This window comes from Vibrio sp. RE88, from assembly GCF_013113835.1.
Classification (GTDB): Bacteria; Pseudomonadota; Gammaproteobacteria; order Enterobacterales; family Vibrionaceae; genus Vibrio.
The window spans coordinates 46590-64321 of sequence record NZ_VTYQ01000011.1; the positions used below are offsets into that span (position 1 = coordinate 46590).

Consider the following 17732-nt stretch of genomic DNA (forward strand, 5'->3'; position numbering starts at 1 on the left):
CTCATGCGCTTTACTGATGTTTTTATTAAACGTCCAGTTTTAGCGGTATCGATCAGCTTTTTGATCGCCTTGCTTGGTTTGCAAGCGGTGTTCAAGATGCAGGTCCGAGAATACCCTGAAATGACAAACACGGTAGTAACGGTAACCACCAGTTACTACGGCGCCAGTGCCGACCTTATCCAGGGCTTTATTACTCAACCTCTGGAACAGGCTGTGGCTCAGGCCGACAATATCGATTACATGACCTCATCGTCGGTACTCGGTACATCGACCATTACCGTTAACATGAAGTTGAACACTGACCCGAATGCAGCCCTGTCTGACATTCTGGCTAAGACTAACTCGGTTCGATCTCAGCTTCCAAAAGAAGCCGAAGACCCAACCGTAACTATGTCAACGGGTTCTACAACCGCGGTTCTCTATATCGGCTTTACCAGTGATGAGCTTTCTTCAAGCCAGATCACGGACTACCTAGAGCGTGTAATCAACCCGCAGCTATTCACCGTTAATGGTGTCTCTAAGGTTGACCTCTACGGTGGTATGAAATACGCACTGCGTATTTGGCTAGACCCTGCCAAAATGGCAGCACTGGGCAAAACCGCCACTGATGTCATGAACGTGCTGAATGCCAACAACTACCAGTCAGCGGCTGGTCAGGCTGTGGGTGAGTTCGTTCTGTATAACGGTAGCGCTGATACTCAGGTGTCTAACGTCGAAGAGCTGAAGAACCTTGTTGTAAGTTCTGATGAAGGTGATGTCACTCGTCTGAGCGATATCGCGAAAGTGACGCTTGAGAAGAGCCACGATGTTTACCGTGCAAGTGCCAATGGTAAAGAAGCAGTTGTAGTTGCGATTAACGCAGCACCAAGTGCCAACCCAATCAACATTGCAGCGGATGTCCTTGACCTGTTACCTCAACTAGATCGTAACCTGCCAAGTAACATCGACATGAACGTGATGTATGACTCGACCATCGCCATCAATGAATCGATCAACGAGGTTATTAAAACCATCGCTGAAGCGGCATTGATTGTACTGATCGTGATTACTCTGTTCCTCGGTTCTTTCCGTGCGGTTATGATCCCTATTGTTACCATCCCGCTGTCTCTGATTGGTGTGGCAATGGTGATGCAGGCGATGGGCTTCTCATGGAACCTGATGACGCTACTGGCGATGGTTCTTGCCATCGGTCTGGTGGTGGATGATGCGATCGTTGTTCTAGAGAACGTCGACCGACACATCAAACTGGGAGAGTCACCGTTCCGTGCTGCGATTATCGGTACACGTGAAATCGCGGTTCCCGTTATCGCCATGACCCTGACACTGGGTGCAGTATACGCGCCGATTGCCTTGATGGGTGGTATCACGGGCTCGCTGTTTAAAGAGTTTGCCCTCACCCTCGCAGGTTCGGTATTCGTATCCGGTATCGTCGCTCTGACACTGTCGCCTATGATGTGTTCGAAAATGCTTAAGGCAAATGAAACGCCAAGTAAGTTCGAACAGAAGGTACATAGCGTATTGGATGGCATGACCAACCGTTACGAGCGTATGCTGGGTGCGGTCATGAAACACCGCCCTGTGGTAATTGGTTTCGCTATCATAGTGTTTGCCAGCTTGCCGATGCTGTTCAAGTTCATCCCAAGTGAACTGGCGCCGTCAGAAGATAAAGGCGTGGTCATGCTGATGGGTACGGCTCCATCGAATGCCAACCTCGACTTCATGCAAAACACCATGAACGACGTGAACCGAATTCTGTCTGATCAGCCAGAAGTAGCGTACGCGCAGGTGTTTACTGGTGTACCTAACTCGAACCAGGCATTTGGTATCGCATCTATGGTGCCTTGGAGTGAGCGTGAAGCGAGCCAGTCTGAAGTTGCTAACCGCGTGACAGGTTTAGTCGGTCACGTACCGGGCATGGCGGTAACGGCATTCCAGATGCCAGAACTACCAGGTGCAGGTTCAGGCCTTCCGGTTCAATTCGTGATTACCACACCAAACGCGTTCGAAAGCTTGTTCACTATCGCGACCGATATTCTTGGCGAAGTGAAGTCTAACCCGATGTTTGTTTATTCTGAGCTGGACCTGAACTACGACTCAGCAACAATGAAGATCAACATCGATAAAGACAAAGCGGGTGCGTATGGCGTAACAATGCAGGACATTGGTACCACGCTGAGCACTATGATGTCTGATGGCTACGTCAACCGAATTGACCTCAATGGTCGTTCGTACGAAGTGATCCCTCAGGTCGAGCGTAAATGGCGTCTTAACCCTGAATCGATGAACAACTACTACGTGCGTGCTGCAGACAACCGCGCGGTTCCACTAGGTAGCCTGATCACCATTGATGTTGTCGCTGAGCCACGCTCACTGCCGCACTTCAACCAGCTGAATTCAGCCACCATTGGTGCTGTAAATGCACCAGGCACAGCCATGGGTGATGCTGTAAACTGGCTCGAAAGTATTGCGACTGAAAAACTGCCAAACGGTTACAACCATGATTACATGGGAGAAGCTCGTCAGTATGTGACAGAAGGTAGCGCACTGTACGCAACATTTGGTCTGGCACTGGCGATCATCTTCTTGGTTCTGGCGATTCAGTTTGAATCACTCAAAGACCCAATCGTTATCATGGTTTCCGTACCGCTGGCGATCTGTGGTGCTTTGATAGCTCTGGCATGGGGCGCAGCCTCAATGAACATCTACTCTCAGGTCGGTCTGATCACCTTGGTTGGTTTGATTACCAAGCACGGTATCTTGATCTGTGAGGTGGCCAAAGAAGAGCAGCTACACAACAAACTCGGTAAGACAGAAGCAGTCATGGAAGCGGCGAAAGTTCGTCTACGTCCTATCTTGATGACGACTGCGGCGATGATTGCAGGTCTGATCCCACTGATGTACGCAACGGGCGCAGGTGCAGCTCAGCGCTTCAGTATCGGTATCGTTATCGTTGCTGGTCTGGCGATTGGTACTCTGTTTACTCTGTTCGTACTGCCGGTTATCTACAGCTACCTAGCTGAGAAACACAAGCCACTACCAGTGTTTGTTGAAGACAAAGACTTGGAAAAACTGGCCCGTGTTGACGAAGCAAAAGCGGCGCAACGTCAGTTATCTGACAACAGCTAAACTCAACGTTTGCCAAAAGGCCACTTCGGTGGCCTTTTTTATTGGTTTCGATTTGCCACTAGCCGCTTCGAATTTTTACTATCGAAGTAGCGACTTTCCGGTACCAATTACATAGAATACAAACAATAGAGACAGGAGTTTTCGTCACATGTTTGACCCAAAGAAACTAGAGCAAATTGCTAAACAGATACATGATTCAATGCCAGCACCGGTTAAAGAGCTTGGTGCAGACGTTGATCAGAAAGTTCGCCAAGTCATCCAAGGCCAGCTGAATAAGCTGGATGTCGTTAGCCGTGAAGAGTTTGATGTGCAAACTCAAGTGCTGCTACGTACTCGCCAAAAGCTGACCGAAATGGAGCAGAAGCTGGCTGAGCTGGAAGAGAAGCTGGCAGACAAATAAACGCTTTATACAAGCGAGAAAGTTCAAGGGTTGGCGTACTGCGCCAGCCCTTTTCTTTTGCCAACTCAATAATCATAGCTGACGACAAGTTATACCTTCGGCTATTCCCCAGACACAAAAAAGGCTTGGTCAACGGCGACCAAGCCTTTTCAATTAGATGTTTGTGTTTGTTTTGTATTTATTACTCCAGTCTGTCTGGAGTTTTTACTAATCTGTTATCTAGATTAGTGAATTACTTGAAATTAAGGCTTCTACACCGAAATGGAACCTTAAGACAAGTAATTAGCCACCTACGGCGATACGCTTCATATCTGTCATGTAACCACGTAGCTCTTCACCGATGTACTCTACTGGGTGGTTACGGATAGTTTCGTTCACAGCGATTAGCGTCGCGTTGTCAACTTGGTTAGATTCTTCACCTAGACCTTTACCGATAACGTCAGTACCAACTGAAGGCATGAACTTCTCGCGCAGTAGCGGCGTTGCTACGTTAGCGAATAGGTAGTTACCGTATTCAGCTGTATCAGAGATAACAACGTTCATTTCGTACAGACGCTTACGTGCTACTGTGTTTGCGATTAGTGGTAGCTCGTGTAGTGACTCGTAGTACGCTGACTCATCAATGATGCCTGATGCCGTCATTGCTTCAAATGCTAGCTCAACACCTGCGCGAACCATTGCAACCATTAGGATACCGTTGTCGAAGTACTCTTGCTCTGAGATCTCAACATCACCCGCTGGGTAGTTTTCAAATGCTGTTTCACCTGTCTCTGCACGCCAGCCTAGTAGGTTCGCATCGTCGTTTGCCCAGTCAGCCATCATAGTGCTAGAGAAGTGGCCTGTGATTACGTCATCCATGTGCTTGTTGTACAGTGGACGCATCAGCTCTTTCAGCTCTTCAGAAAGCTCAAACGCTTTGATTTTCGCTGGGTTTGATAGGCGATCCATCATGTGTGTGATGCCACCAAACTTCAGTGCTTCCGTGATGGTTTCCCAACCGTACTGAATCAGTTTACCTGCGTAGCTTGGGTCAATACCTTCAGCAACCATCTTCTCGTAAGAAACGATTGAACCCGCTTGTAGCATGCCACATAAAATAGTTTGCTCGCCCACTAGGTCAGATTTCACTTCAGCAACGAATGAAGACTCTAGACAGCCTGCACGGTGACCACCAGTACCAGCAGCCCAAGCTTTGGCGATATCCCAGCCTTCACCTTTTGGATCGTTCTCTGGGTGAACTGCGATTAGCGTCGGAACGCCGAAGCCACGCTTGTACTCTTCACGTACTTCTGTACCTGGACACTTAGGTGCAACCATCACTACAGTTAAGTCTTTACGAATCTGCATGCCTTCTTCAACAATGTTGAAGCCGTGTGAGTAACCTAGTGCTGCGCCTTCTTTCATTAGCGGCATTACCGTCTCAACCACGTTCGTGTGCTGCTTGTCTGGCGTTAGGTTAACCACTAGGTCAGCTTGAGGAATAAGCGTCTCGTAGCTACCTACTTCAAAACCATTTTCTTTCGCGTTTTTGAACGACTGACGCTGTTCATCAATCGCTGCCTGACGCAATGCGTAAGCCACATCAAGACCTGAGTCACGCATGTTCAGACCTTGGTTAAGACCTTGTGCACCACAACCAACGATAACCACTTTCTTACCTTTTAGGTAATCCGCTTCAGTTGCGAATTCACTGCGGTCCATAAAGCGACAACGGCCAAGCTGATCTAGCTGCTCACGTAGGTTTAATGTATTGAAATAGTTAGCCATGTTAGGGCTCTCCTTTGAGAATTTATCCGTTTGGGTCGGTGTTTCATTACCGAATGCATCGATACTAAAACAGACATTGGGTTGCTTAAAGTGATATATTCACAATTAGTTATTGCAAAAAATGCAACAAGGAAACACCTATTTCATGAACATTAAAAGTCTGCAATTGTTCATTCACCTGTGTGATAGTAAAAGCTTCGCTAAAACTGCGTCCGCCATGCACGTCAGCCCTTCTGCGCTCAGCCGTCAGGTGCAAAAGCTGGAAGCCGAAACCGGGCAAGAGTTGTTTGTGCGAGACAACCGCAGCGTTGAGCTGACCCCTGCGGCAAAAAAACTCTTGCCAGTGGCATTAAAGATTCTCGGTGAGTGGCAAAACTTCAATGCGCAGCTTCAAGGACACGAAGAAGAGTTAAAGGGCGAGATACGCCTGTTTTGCTCGGTGACCGCCAGTTACAGCCACCTGCCTGAGCTACTCTCGGAATTTCGTTTGCAGCACCCATTTATCGAATTTAAGCTCTCAACCGGTGACCCGGCCCAGGCGATCAATAAAGTACTCAACGATGAAGTGGATGTCGCAATCTCCGCTCAACCGGAAGCACTGCCAGCCAAGCTCAAATTCGAAACCATCAGCGAGATCCCTCTGTCTGTGATTGCCCCTGTCGGAGTCAGTCACTTCTCTGAAGAGCTACAAAAAGATAAGCCCAATTGGTCGTCCATTCCTTTTATTGTGCCTGAATCAGGTACCGCACGAGACCGCGCCAATACTTGGTTTAAGGCGATGAGAATCAAACCGAACATCTATGCGCAGGTGTCAGGGCATGAGGCTATTGTCAGTATGGTCGCGCTCGGCTGCGGTGTTGGGATTGCACCAGATGTGGTGATCAACAACAGCCCTGTCAAAGAAAAGATTCAACGGCTCAAAGTGGCGTCGATTAAACCCTTTAAGCTCGGAGTATGCTGCAAGCGTTCGCAACTGGATACCCCACTGGTTAAAGCCTTATGGGAAGTCGCTCAGGACGCCTATATCGCGCCCTAACTGGTTACCCGCAAAAACAATAAAGCCACCGTTTTCGGTGGCTTTTAAATTCATGCTTGTCGCGACAGCGACCGCAATTAAATCACTCGCGAGAATTGCTGCTGACGCGCCTTCGCTCGGAGGTATTTATCAAAACACATGCAGATATTGCGAATCAGTAGACGACCACGCAATGTCACTCGGATCTCTTTGTCATCCACTTCCACTAACTCATCATTAATAAAGGTTTGCAGCAGTTCGAGATCTTCTTTGAAGTAGTGATTAAATTCGACATTAAATTCTGTCTCGACTGACACTTTATCAAGTTTGAAGTTACAGATTAGCTGCTTGATGACTTCACGGCGCAGCAGATCATCGCTATCTAAGGCGACCCCTTTCCACAGCGCATGGCGCTGCTCATTAACCTGAGCGTAGTACTTTTTCAGCTCTTTCTGATTCTGCGCGTACGCATCACCAATCATAGAGATAGCAGAAACCCCAAAGCCAACCAAGTCACATTCACCTTGCGTAGTGTAGCCTTGGAAATTGCGATGCAAGATGCCATTACGCTGAGCCACGGCTAATTCATCATCCGGCTGAGCAAAGTGGTCCATACCGATAAACTGATAGCCAGCGTTAGTCAACGTTGCGATAGTATCCTGCAGGATAGCCATCTTTTCCTCGGCTTGTGGCAGGTCTTCGTCTTTAATCTTACGCTGAGCAGCAAACAGCTGCGGCATGTGCGCATAGTTAAAGATAGACAGACGACCCGGCTGCATCTCAAGCACCTGAGCCAGCGTTTCGGCGAAACGTGCTTTGGTTTGTTTCGGTAGCCCGTAAATCAGGTCGAGATTGGTCGAACGGAAGCCAAGCTTTTTCGCACGCTCGACCATGGCAAAGATGAATTCTTCGTCCTGTTCACGATTGACCAGCTTCTGCACTTCTTTATTGAAATCCTGAACACCAATACTTAAGCGGTTAAAACCTTCTTCACGCAGGTGATCGAGCATATCCAGTTCAATCTCACGCGGATCGACTTCAATACTGATTTCCGATTCAGCTTCAAAGCTGAACTCAGCGCGCAGAATGTTCATCAAACGGCTGATTTGCGCTTTGGTCAGAAACGTGGGAGTTCCCCCACCAAAGTGCAACTGAGTCACCTTACGTCCTTGCAGTAAAGACGCGCGCGTCAGGATTTCCTGCTCCAGAACATCAAGATACTCATCGGCTTTATGTGCGTGGCGGGTGATGACCTTATTACAGCCACAGTAGTAGCAAAGCTTGTGGCAGAACGGAATATGAATGTAGAGCGACAGCGGACGCTCCGGATACTCAGTACAAGCCATGTCGTAATCGGCAATGGTAAACGCTTCATGAAATTCCAACGCGGTTGGGTAAGACGTGTAACGCGGACCAGAATAGTTGTACTTATCGAGGATGGCTTGATCCCATACTATTTGTTGGCTTGCGACGACTTGCTGAGACATGATGTACTTCCGTTAGTGCTGTATTGCGTATACGGTGTGATTAACCGTTATATTTATGCGGGCTATTTTGCCACACGCGAAGGCGAGTCGCCGGGTGGCATAGCGCTTTTTGAGTAACAATAGTCAGAATTGATAACTCGATCACTCCCCATAAGTGTAAGTGATCGAGTGACTAAAGTATCAATCTAGATCATCTGAATGTTGATCTGGTTGTTTAAAGGTTGAACTTTTTTCTGCAGCAGTTTGAGCTCTTCGACAATCGCATCCTGAAGGCGCGACTCAGCTTTGTGGCGTTCCAGATTTTGCTTCATGCGATCTTTCTTCGCCATTTGTTGGCGCTCTTCACCACGAGGCATGTCTTTCACAATTTGGAAAAGCTCGGCGGTCGCCGGAAATTCCTTATCAAAGTCAACACGGTCTTCACCCTGAACGTAGTCCATGATGTTGTAGACGCGAATACTGATTTCCGATAAATCACACTGGCCCTGAATACCGGCCATACACAGTATATGGACGTTTTCAAAGATGTTGGCGTTACGCTTTTCGATGGCCAGCTTCTTATGCTGTTCCTGCAATTCCTTTTGCTTCTTCAACTGGAGCAGAAGGTAACCTGCATAGGACGCTAAGCCGAGAATGATGACTCCACCAGCAATGGCTAACAAGGTTACGTTCATGAATCGCTTTACCCTTTAAACTGGTCCAAATCCAGATCTTCAAACTGCGACAGCAGTTCATCTTCTGATGAGGCTTTCTTACTCGCCTTTTTCGCCACAGGAGCGCTTGGCTCTTCAACGACTTCTGGCTCTTCTTCCTCTTCATAGAGGCCAAGTTGCTTCATCAGAATTTCAATACGCGCCAATTTCTCATCGACGTATTTCTGTAGACCTGCGCCTAGGCTTTCACCATTATCAAGGCGATCAAGCAAGACATTCAGCTGAGCATCATTTTCCAGCATCTCTAGCTCTTGTTCTGCGTTGACTCGACGTTCTGCTTTGGTTGGCTTCTTCACCGCTTCAACCACAAGAGGAATTTTCTTCTTGCTTCCTAAACGTGGGTCGCGCTTTTGTCCCGCTGTCTGCTGTTTATTTTGCTTCGCTTCAGAGTTACGACCGCCCGTCTTTAGACCTTTGCGTTTTTTCTCTTTCTTACGCAGACGCCCTTCAACGTCTGATTCTGTGCGATTACGAACGACGATAACGTCGCCATTACCGCCCGATCTTACTTTCTTACTACGGCTCATTACTGGGCTTTCCTCAGTAAAATTACATCATTACCAATAAATTCAAGCTTGAGCTGATCCCGCTCTGCCAAGTACTTAAACGTATTGCGGCTAAAAAAGACCACATGCGTTGGGTCATTTTTATAATGCCATTTGGCAAACGCTTCGACATCAATGACCATCTTGGTCATCAGACCAATCCAGCCACCTGGCTTAACTAAATTCAACCATTGCTGCCATATCTGATCCGGGTGATACAAATGCTCGATCACTTCAGTGGCAGTCATAAAGTCATACGTACGATCTAGCACCTCAGTATTAGGGTGATAATAAAGGTCGTACAACGACATGTTGTGTCCCTGCTCCTGCAACATCAAAGAGAGTGTTGGCCCGGGGCCACAACCAAAATCTATTCCTGTTGAGTCTGGCTCAATACGTTCCAATATGGGGTCTGCAACCCGAGATAAAAAGGTACGGTAGCCAGCATCATTTGGATCGTTCTCATGCAGATCGTAGTGGGCTTTTTCAGCCTTTGCATCCAATCTTTGCTCTGGATTAACAAACACCAGCTCGCATTGCGCACATTGAAGATACTCGCGACGCTTATCTTCGAAGTAATGCAGTGATTCCGGGTTATGGCAAAGTGGACAGTGGTGCATGATGACATCCTCAAACAGGGATGCGAAACATACCAGAAAGTGACAAGAGAGTGGAGCACTATTGTGCAAATAATCATCGACTCAGTGAAATATTCCCTCTCCGACCAATAATATTATCGATGGAATAAAGGAACCGTGTTGGCGAAAGATAGAGCTTGGTGGATTTCAGATATAAAAAAAGCGATAGATAACTCTATCGCTTTCTAAAAATGCCTTTCGGCGAAACTGTGTTGCACGGATTATCGTGCATCAATTTTCCATTTGTTTTTGGCGCTTTCCCTGCAAAAGGTGTCGTTTTTCACCGTCCTGGTGAATTTTGGCTTTCCGTTTACTTCCCGTATCTGGGCTAATCCTTAGCCTGATCCTTTTCGCTGTCTAAACCATTAGACGAGTCGACCATCCCTATCCAGTAAGCTTCCTGCTTACCTAAATTCCTTTAAGACCTCCAAGCATCCATCGCCTGCATCCTTGGAGACCATCATGGTCTAAATTCCGTATCAGCGCCCTGCCGATGAGTACACTTTAACGATTGACCACTTTTGAACAATCCACCTGAAGAAAAAAATCGGCCTTTTTTCGATCACCGATCTTCTTTTATTACTTTTCAAATAGTTACAAACAAGGCAAAGAAATGAGCACCAGCGAGGATAGCCGATCTCTTACAAAAGCTCGGGAAAGATGGAGCCACACAAGCAAAAAGGTGATGTGACCTGTGTCATACGAAAAAGCCCAGACTTTCGTCTGGGCTCATTCAATACAACATTGCTCGGGCAGTATTTAATAGGGCTTAGTGTAGGCCGCCAACATATTTAGACAAAGTATCGATGTCTTCGTCTGTCAGTTTCTTTGCGATATCTTGCATCATGCCGTTCATGTCGTTAGCACGAGAGCCATCGCGGAATTTAACTAGCTGAGCTTTAATGTAGTCAGCGTGCTGACCAGAAATTTTAGGGAAACCTGAAAGCTCAGTGCCGTTACCACGAGGACCATGACAAGCAATACATGCTGTCAGACCGCGTGAAGCATCACCCGCTGTATAGAGGGTTTTGCCTTGTTCCACTACATTTTCAGGCGTAGTGTTGTGCGAAATTGGTAGTGATGCATAGTAAGCCGCAAGATCTTTCATATCCTGCTCAGACAGTGGCATTGCCATACCACCCATTACTGGATCAACACGACCCTGCTTACCACCACTGGTCATACCCAGCTTGAGGTCTTTCAGCTGCTTCTCAATATATTTAGCATGCTGACCTGCTAGCTTAGGGTACATTGCGAGTTGACTGTTGCCATCAGCACCGTGGCAGGCAACACAAGTTTGGGATTTTGCTTTACCAGCTTCAATACTGCCTTGGGCCCATACAGAGCAGCTGGCTAAAAGACTCAAGATTAGCGCTAATTTCTTCATGACATTCCATTATAATTATCAAGCTTCCAGTACCACTCAGAGTTGCCACTCATGGTACAATAGGCGACCTTATGCCGAGCACGGTTATTTTACACAATTTCACAAAAAAGTAATCAATCGACTACACAAAGTCGAGATGGAGTTAACAGTGAGCGTAAAAATTCATTATCAAAACACCCATTTCATCACCAGTGCACCTGATATTCGTCACATGCCTGAAGATGAAGGTATCGAAGTTGCGTTCGCAGGACGCTCCAACGCGGGCAAATCGAGTTCTCTTAACCGACTGACGAATCAGAGAAGTTTAGCAAAAACCAGTAAAACACCAGGTCGAACTCAGTTAATCAACCTGTTTAAAGTGACCGATGGCTGCCACATCGTCGATTTACCGGGATATGGCTTTGCTCAAGTACCGCTGGAAATGAAAAAGAAGTGGCAAAAATCACTCGGTGAATACCTACAAAAGCGTCAAAGCCTAAAAGGTTTAGTCGTATTGATGGACATTCGCCACCCAATGAAGGACCTCGATCAGCAACTTATTTTCTGGGCGGTCGACAGCGGCATCCCTGTACAAGTCCTACTGACCAAAGCAGATAAGCTGAAAAGCGGCGCGCGCAAAGCTCAGGTGCTTAAGATCAAGAAGGATTCTGCTGGGTTCGGTGGTGACGTGAGTGTCGCCGCGTTTTCTTCTCTGAAAGGCATTGGCGTTGACGTACTGCGTAATAAACTTGATGAGTGGTTTGCCCCTGCCGTCGCAGCGCAGCTGACTGACGAGATTATCGAAGATCAGCAGAGCGACGAGCAAGAATAAGCACGGAACACAATCGAAATCAGCCTCACTCATGTGGGGCTTTTTTGTGTCTGAAGAGTAACGCTGAAAAAGAAGAGGCTTAGAAATAAAAATCCCCACCATCCTGGTGGGGCAACGGGAGAGAAATAGGAGGTAGTTATTATTATGCGAATAGGATTGTTCAAAGCCGCAGACAATGCAATGCTTGATTTTTCCTCTTCCACTTCGCTCTCCAACAACACCTGCCACCGATAACACTCTAAAAAATATGAAAAATTGCATCATTGACACCCAACAAGGCGCGCGAGTTCGGGTTTGGTTTTCTGTTTGAAAAAATAAAAGTGTGACTGAAGTTTTCTTACAAAATTGGTCTGAGTTACCAAATGCTGTGAATGGTGAATATTAAGAACAAGTGATGTGGTAATGAGAAGCGGCTAAAGCTATATAGCCTAAGAGAATGGCAGTAAAGATTTGAAATGTATTGAAATTTTCTTTAGCACAATAAAAAACGCCCCAGTCAAATACTGACTGGGGCGGCTGAATCAGCCTAATCCAATAACGTGAAACAAAAGGTCTGAAAGATAGAACATCTTACCTCTGTACCCTACGCCGTTTAATGTACAACAATTGGTCAGAAATGAAAACTCTTTTTGTAATTTTTTTTCATTAAAATTTTATTAAACTACAACAATCTCTTTTGAGCAGTTGCTTTTTTAGAAGCAAAAAAAAGCCAGCGATTGAGCGCTGGCTCATGTTATTCAACCAATTTTGGTTGTTTTTTGTCTAGTGCGCCTGATCCCAGTTGTCACCATGACCCGCTTCCGCAATCAAAGGTACATCCAGCTGAGCGGCGGATTCCATCAATTCTTGTACTTTACTTTCAATTTCGGCTAAAGCTGACTCCTGAACTTCGAAGACCAGTTCATCGTGCACCTGCATCAGCAATTTCACTCGCCCCTGACCTTGGCTCTCAATCCATTCATCCACCAATAACATGGCTTTCTTGATGATGTCCGCTGCTGTCCCCTGCATTGGAGCGTTGATCGCAGCACGTTCTGCCGCTTTACGACGCATGCCGTTGCGTGATTTTATTTCCGGCAGATGCAAACGACGGCCAAAGATGGTTTCGACATAACCTTGTTCAGCTGCGGCACTACGTGTGTCTTCCATGTATTGCATCACACCTGGGTAGCGCTCAAAGTAGGTTTCCATGTATTGCTGTGCTTCGCCACGTGGAATACCCAGCTGTTTTGCCAGACCAAAAGCACTCATGCCATAAATAAGGCCAAAGTTGACCGCTTTCGCACGACGACGTTGTTCAGCCGACACCTGCTCGATGTCCACGCCAATGATTTCAGCTGCTGTGGCTGCGTGAATGTCTTTTCCTTGCTGGAAGGCATCTAGCAGCGCTTTGTCTCCTGAAAGGTGCGCCATAATACGCAATTCAATCTGGGAGTAATCGACCGCCATGATCTTGTAGCCATGTGGGGCGATAAACGCCTGGCGAATACGTCGACCTTCATCATTACGGATTGGGATATTCTGCAGGTTAGGATCGGTCGAAGATAGACGGCCGGTCGCGGTGACAGCCTGATGATAAGACGTATGGACACGGCCAGTCTCAGGGTTAATCATTTTCGGCAGTTTATCAGTATAAGTTGATTTGAGCTTCGCTAAGCCACGATATTCGAGGATCAATTTTGGCAACGGGTAATCCAGTGCCAATTCCTGCAGAACCTCTTCATTAGTTGAAGGCGTTCCCGATGGTGTTTTCTTCACAACCGGCAGACCCATTTTCTCAAACAGAATCGCTTGTAACTGCTTTGGTGAATTCATGTTGAACTCTTGCTCCGCGATTTCAAACGCTTGCTGCTCCAACTCATCAAGGCGCAGCGCAATTTCCTGCGACTGAGCGGCCAGCTTCATGTCATCAATCAACACGCCTGTGTGTTCAATACGTGATAGCACAGGGACAAGCGGCACTTCGACCTCTTCATAGATGGTCTTCAGCTTTTCATCCTGCTCGATATTGGCGAGCAAGCGATTGTGTAAACGAAGGGTCACATCAGCATCTTCTGCGGCGTATGGTGAAGCTTGTTCCAGTTCAATCTGATTGAACGTAAGCTGCTTCTTGCCTTTACCCGCAATCTGCTCGAAAGAAATGCAGCTGTGCTGAAGGAATCGCAGTGCCAGGCTGTCCATATCATGCTTGCCACCCACGCTGTTGTAAACGTATGACGCGAGCATAGTGTCATGCTTAATGCCTTTCATCTCAATGCCGTAGCGAGCCAATACCGACGCATCGTATTTTAGATTCTGCCCCACTTTCGCTTGAGCATCATCTTCAAGAATCGGCTTCAATTGTTCTAGTACCCAGTCGCGATCAAGCTGCTCTGGCGCATCAAGGTAATCATGCGCTACAGGTACGTATGCAGCGACGCCTTCTTCTGTCGCAAACGACACACCAACCAGATTCGCTACCATGTAATCGAGGCTGTCGGTTTCGGTATCAAACGCGAAGACATCCGAAGCTTTAAGCTTATCTAACCAAGTATTGAATGCCTGTTGGTCAAGAATGGTTTCGTACTGGCTGCGATCAATAGTCACAGCAGAGGTGTCAATCTCGCTGGCGGTGGCAGAGGCCCCTGACCCCGAAGCTACACCGGACTTTTCATCTGCCACGATGACACCCGTGCCACCTTCCAGTAGTTCATTGAGCCAAGATTTGAACACCAACTGGCCATAGAGTTTGATCAGTTCATCGGTGTTCGGTTCGGCCTTGAGCAGTGAGTCTGGCGTTTCTTCCAGCTCAACATCCAGCTTAATCGTGGCGAGCTCGTAAGAAAGAAACGCTTCTTCTTTATTATCGACCAGCTTTTTCGCCATGGTCTTCGAGCCACGGAACCCAAGCGGTGCGATGTCATCAAGATTGTCGTACAGCTTTTCCAAACTGCCGATACCCTGCAGTAGTGCAGTTGCGGTCTTATCACCGACACCCGGTACACCTGGGATGTTATCAACTTTATCGCCCATCAAAGCGAGATAATCGATAATCAGCTCTGGTGGGATACCAAATTTTTCAATCACGCCTTCTCTATCCATCACCACATTGGTCATGGTGTTGATCAGAGTCACGTTGTCATCCACCAACTGCGCCATATCTTTATCGCCAGTACTGATCAACACTGGCATCCCCGCTTGTGAAGCCTGATACGCCAGCGTACCGATCACATCATCCGCTTCCACACCCGGAACACAGATCAGAGGCAAGCCCATTGCGCGAATCACTTTGTGCAGAGGTTCAATCTGACAACGGAGATCATCTGGCATCGGAGGACGGTTGGCTTTGTATTCCGGATACATCTCGTCACGGAAGGTTTTTCCCTTAGCATCAAAGACCACTGCGATACGCTCAGAGGCAAACTGACGCATCATACTGCGTAGCATGTTTACTACACCATAAACAGCGTTCGTCGGGATATCACCATTGCTCATAGTGCCCGGATAAGCATGAAATGCGCGGTAAAGATAAGAAGAGCCGTCAATCAAAATCAACGGGTTGTCAGGAATACGAGCCATAGTCTTTAAGCATCCAAAGAAAAAAGATCTGCCTAGAATGCCATGACTCTGACAGTGGATCCATTTTAACTCGGCATGCACTACTCACACATTTGGTGAATAATCTTTCACACCACAGCCTCAACTGTGGATAACTCTGTTTATATTATTTATCCACTAATGCTTTGCATCGTCACAAAACTGTAATTAAACAATTTAAGATGCTGAAAAATATAACAAATGAATTAGATCGATCGTGAATAGATCGATCTTAAAACGATCCTCAACTGTGGAAAAGACTACTGGTGTCCTTTTATCCAACCACAGATTTCAGGCATAAAAAAAGCGACATCGTATCGATGTCGCCTAGCAAAAAGGGGTCAAAGCGTATTCAATTGAATCGTTAGCTTTGCCATAAAGCTATAAATTACACTGGAAGCAATGTGAGCAATGTCGTGTCAAAAAGAACTAGTGCAAGTTCAATTAAGTTCAGTGTCATCACCGTCTCCAAGTTGAATCTGGTAACTCGACGTCCTTGTGAACTTCTCTTATTCCCTAAGACGAGATAAATAATAATTATTCTCATTTATCCCGTCAACCCCTAAATGAGAAAAAATCTCATTTAATTTTTATGACAGTGCTACAACTGCTTCACGAAATGAATCCTTGATTCGATTAAGGGATCTTTTACTTCAAACTTTTCAATTAGATAACCATTCCTCAGCAAGAGTCTTAACATGGAAGGAAATTGATTACGGGATTTCACCTTAAGTTGAGAATAAGCGTGTTTTTTGACCCAGATCTCCTGATAATCGAGTAGCTTCTGTGCCACCCCTTTATTTCTAGCCAGAGGTGATACCCCACCGAACCAGCTATAAAATGTGTTTTCGTCGATCTCATATCCAATTTTGAACCCAAGTAGCTGGCCATTTTCTTCAGCCACCTGAACGAGGTGTCGCTTACCGTCTAATCGTTCGGACAAGCTTTCTACACTTTCATTGTGTATGAATTCTTTGATAGTCGCGACAATCTCAACACACTCTTCTAGTGTTCCAAGTCGATATTCAACGCTCATCGGCTCTCCTTAAACAACAAAGGCTGGCAAAAGCCAGCCTTTGAATCTTTGTAAACTGAGTTATTCAGCGTCTTTTAGAAACTGAGCAGGCTGAGCATTTTCTTCTGCCAACCACTCAGCGACATCTTTAGCGAAGTAAGTCAAGATACCGTCTGCGCCTGCGCGCTTAAAGCAAAGCAGTGATTCCATCACAGTCTCACGCTCTTTAAGCCAACCGTTTTGGAATGCCGCCTTGTGCATCGCGTATTCGCCCGAGACTTGATAAGCGAACGTCGGGACTTGCAGTTCCGATTTAACACGGCGCACCACGTCAAGATATGGCATACCCGGTTTAACCATCACCATGTCCGCGCCTTCGTTGACATCCATCGCAACCTCATGCACCGCTTCATCACTGTTGGCTGGATCCATCTGGTAGTTTTTCTTGTTACCACCCTTAAGGTTACCCGCTGAGCCGACTGCATCACGGAAAGGACCATAGTAATAAGACGCGTATTTCGCAGAGTAAGCCATGATCTGAGTATTGATGTGGCCTGCTTCTTCCAGCGCTTCACGAATCGCGCCAATGCGACCGTCCATCATGTCTGACGGTGCTACAACATCAGCGCCCGCTTCTGCGTGAGACAAAGCCTGTTTGACCAAAACTTCTGTCGTCGCATCATTCAGAACGTAACCTTCTTCATCGATAATGCCGTCTTGGCCATGCGTTGTGAATGGGTCAAGTGCCACATCAGTAATCACCCCAATTTCTGGCACATGCTCTTTCAAAGAACGTACCGCACGCTGAACCAAACCTTCTGGGTTGTATGCTTCAGCCGCACACAAGCTTTTTGCGTCCTGATTCACCACTGGGAACAATGCAATTGCCGGCACACCGAGTCTGGCTAAGTATTGTGCTTCTTCCAACATCAGGTCGATAGACAGGCGCTCAATCCCAGGCATAGAGTCAACGGTTTCGCGGCGGTCTTTCCCCATCAGAATAAACATTGGGTAAATCAGATCACTTGCCGTTAGTTGGTTCTCAGCCATGAGGCGACGACTAAAGTCATGTTTACGTATACGACGCATGCGACGGCCAGGGAACTGACCTTGAATGGAAACTGACACTCTGTTCTCCTTGTGTGGTGAAAGTGCTTGATTTGCATAATATCACTCTTGAGTGATGACGCTAGCAGCAAGCGATAAAAATGCAAAAAATGACCAAATGCTCACACTGCCGTATACTCTGGCC

Annotated in this window: 13 protein-coding genes; 4 read left to right on the forward strand and 9 right to left on the reverse strand. The window is 46.9% G+C overall.

From position 1 onward, the window contains the following. The first annotated feature begins 3 nt into the window (after nucleotides 1-3). Both F0265_RS20910 and F0265_RS20915 read left to right on the forward strand, forming a co-directional pair. Complete coding sequence (locus F0265_RS20910) at nucleotides 4-3126, forward strand: multidrug efflux RND transporter permease subunit (protein WP_171750228.1); 3123 nt, start codon at nucleotides 4-6, stop codon at nucleotides 3124-3126. Nucleotides 3127-3274: 148 nt separating this feature from the next. Further along, the gene (locus tag F0265_RS20915; protein WP_006957593.1) at nucleotides 3275-3526 is read left to right on the forward strand and encodes an accessory factor UbiK family protein; all 252 of its coding nucleotides are present in this window, start codon (nucleotides 3275-3277) and stop codon (nucleotides 3524-3526) included. Between the two features lie 282 nt (nucleotides 3527-3808). Here F0265_RS20915 and ilvC read toward each other — a convergent pair whose 3' ends face one another. Further along, nucleotides 3809-5293, reverse strand: a complete 1485-nt coding sequence (ilvC, locus tag F0265_RS20920; protein WP_021457727.1) for a ketol-acid reductoisomerase — start codon at nucleotides 5291-5293, stop codon at nucleotides 3809-3811. Between the two features lie 145 nt (nucleotides 5294-5438). Between ilvC and ilvY the strand changes: the two genes are divergently transcribed. Then, the gene (gene ilvY / locus F0265_RS20925) at nucleotides 5439-6329 is read left to right on the forward strand and encodes an HTH-type transcriptional activator IlvY (protein ID WP_171750229.1); all 891 of its coding nucleotides are present in this window, start codon (nucleotides 5439-5441) and stop codon (nucleotides 6327-6329) included. A 77-nt stretch (nucleotides 6330-6406) separates the two neighbouring features. Here the strand turns inward: ilvY and hemN are convergent, their stop codons facing one another. The 5 genes from hemN to F0265_RS20950 all read right to left on the reverse strand — a co-directional run bounded on the left by hemN (nucleotide 6407) and on the right by F0265_RS20950 (nucleotide 11078). After that, a complete protein-coding gene (gene hemN, locus F0265_RS20930; protein ID WP_171750230.1) occupies nucleotides 6407-7795 on the reverse strand; it encodes an oxygen-independent coproporphyrinogen III oxidase in 1389 nt (462 codons plus the stop codon). Nucleotides 7796-7980: 185 nt separating this feature from the next. Beyond that, nucleotides 7981-8469 (reverse strand): DUF2489 domain-containing protein, encoded by a 489-nt coding sequence (locus F0265_RS20935; RefSeq protein WP_171750231.1) that lies wholly within the window; start codon nucleotides 8467-8469, stop codon nucleotides 7981-7983. 8 nt (nucleotides 8470-8477) lie between these two features. After that, nucleotides 8478-9035 (reverse strand): Der GTPase-activating protein YihI, encoded by a 558-nt coding sequence (gene yihI / locus F0265_RS20940; protein WP_043006596.1) that lies wholly within the window; start codon nucleotides 9033-9035, stop codon nucleotides 8478-8480. Next, nucleotides 9035-9673 carry a class I SAM-dependent methyltransferase gene (locus tag F0265_RS20945; RefSeq protein ID WP_171750232.1) on the reverse strand — a complete coding sequence of 213 codons (639 nt, stop codon included), beginning with the start codon at nucleotides 9671-9673 and terminating at the stop codon, nucleotides 9035-9037. Before F0265_RS20945 ends, yihI begins: the two co-directional genes overlap by 1 nt. Nucleotides 9674-10460: 787 nt before the next feature. Beyond that, nucleotides 10461-11078 (reverse strand): c-type cytochrome, encoded by a 618-nt coding sequence (locus F0265_RS20950; RefSeq protein ID WP_006957580.1) that lies wholly within the window; start codon nucleotides 11076-11078, stop codon nucleotides 10461-10463. 148 nt (nucleotides 11079-11226) lie between these two features. On the opposite strand from F0265_RS20950, the gene yihA reads away from it, so the two are divergent. Continuing rightward, nucleotides 11227-11889, forward strand: a complete 663-nt coding sequence (gene yihA / locus F0265_RS20955) for a ribosome biogenesis GTP-binding protein YihA/YsxC (RefSeq protein WP_043006594.1) — start codon at nucleotides 11227-11229, stop codon at nucleotides 11887-11889. Between the two features lie 762 nt (nucleotides 11890-12651). Here yihA and polA read toward each other — a convergent pair. The 3 genes from polA to hemB form a co-directional block, all read right to left on the reverse strand. After that, nucleotides 12652-15447 (reverse strand): DNA polymerase I, encoded by a 2796-nt coding sequence (polA, locus tag F0265_RS20960; protein WP_171750233.1) that lies wholly within the window; start codon nucleotides 15445-15447, stop codon nucleotides 12652-12654. Between the two features lie 619 nt (nucleotides 15448-16066). Continuing rightward, complete coding sequence (locus F0265_RS20965; RefSeq protein WP_171750234.1) at nucleotides 16067-16501, reverse strand: GNAT family N-acetyltransferase; 435 nt, start codon at nucleotides 16499-16501, stop codon at nucleotides 16067-16069. 60 nt (nucleotides 16502-16561) lie between these two features. Continuing rightward, a complete protein-coding gene (gene hemB, locus F0265_RS20970; RefSeq protein WP_006957572.1) occupies nucleotides 16562-17608 on the reverse strand; it encodes a porphobilinogen synthase in 1047 nt (348 codons plus the stop codon). Nucleotides 17609-17732 lie beyond the last annotated feature (124 nt).

Coding starts and splice junctions, on each gene's coding strand:
- F0265_RS20910 (WP_171750228.1), top strand. CDS start 4: ATGCGCTTTACTGATGTTTTTATTAAACGTCCAGTTTTAGCGGTATCG.
- F0265_RS20915 (WP_006957593.1), top strand. CDS start 3,275: ATGTTTGACCCAAAGAAACTAGAGCAAATTGCTAAACAGATACATGAT.
- ilvC (WP_021457727.1), bottom strand. CDS start 5,293: ATGGCTAACTATTTCAATACATTAAACCTACGTGAGCAGCTAGATCAG.
- ilvY (WP_171750229.1), top strand. CDS start 5,439: ATGAACATTAAAAGTCTGCAATTGTTCATTCACCTGTGTGATAGTAAA.
- hemN (WP_171750230.1), bottom strand. CDS start 7,795: ATGTCTCAGCAAGTCGTCGCAAGCCAACAAATAGTATGGGATCAAGCC.
- F0265_RS20935 (WP_171750231.1), bottom strand. CDS start 8,469: ATGAACGTAACCTTGTTAGCCATTGCTGGTGGAGTCATCATTCTCGGC.
- yihI (WP_043006596.1), bottom strand. CDS start 9,035: ATGAGCCGTAGTAAGAAAGTAAGATCGGGCGGTAATGGCGACGTTATC.
- F0265_RS20945 (WP_171750232.1), bottom strand. CDS start 9,673: ATGCACCACTGTCCACTTTGCCATAACCCGGAATCACTGCATTACTTC.
- F0265_RS20950 (WP_006957580.1), bottom strand. CDS start 11,078: ATGAAGAAATTAGCGCTAATCTTGAGTCTTTTAGCCAGCTGCTCTGTA.
- polA (WP_171750233.1), bottom strand. CDS start 15,447: ATGGCTCGTATTCCTGACAACCCGTTGATTTTGATTGACGGCTCTTCT.
- F0265_RS20965 (WP_171750234.1), bottom strand. CDS start 16,501: ATGAGCGTTGAATATCGACTTGGAACACTAGAAGAGTGTGTTGAGATT.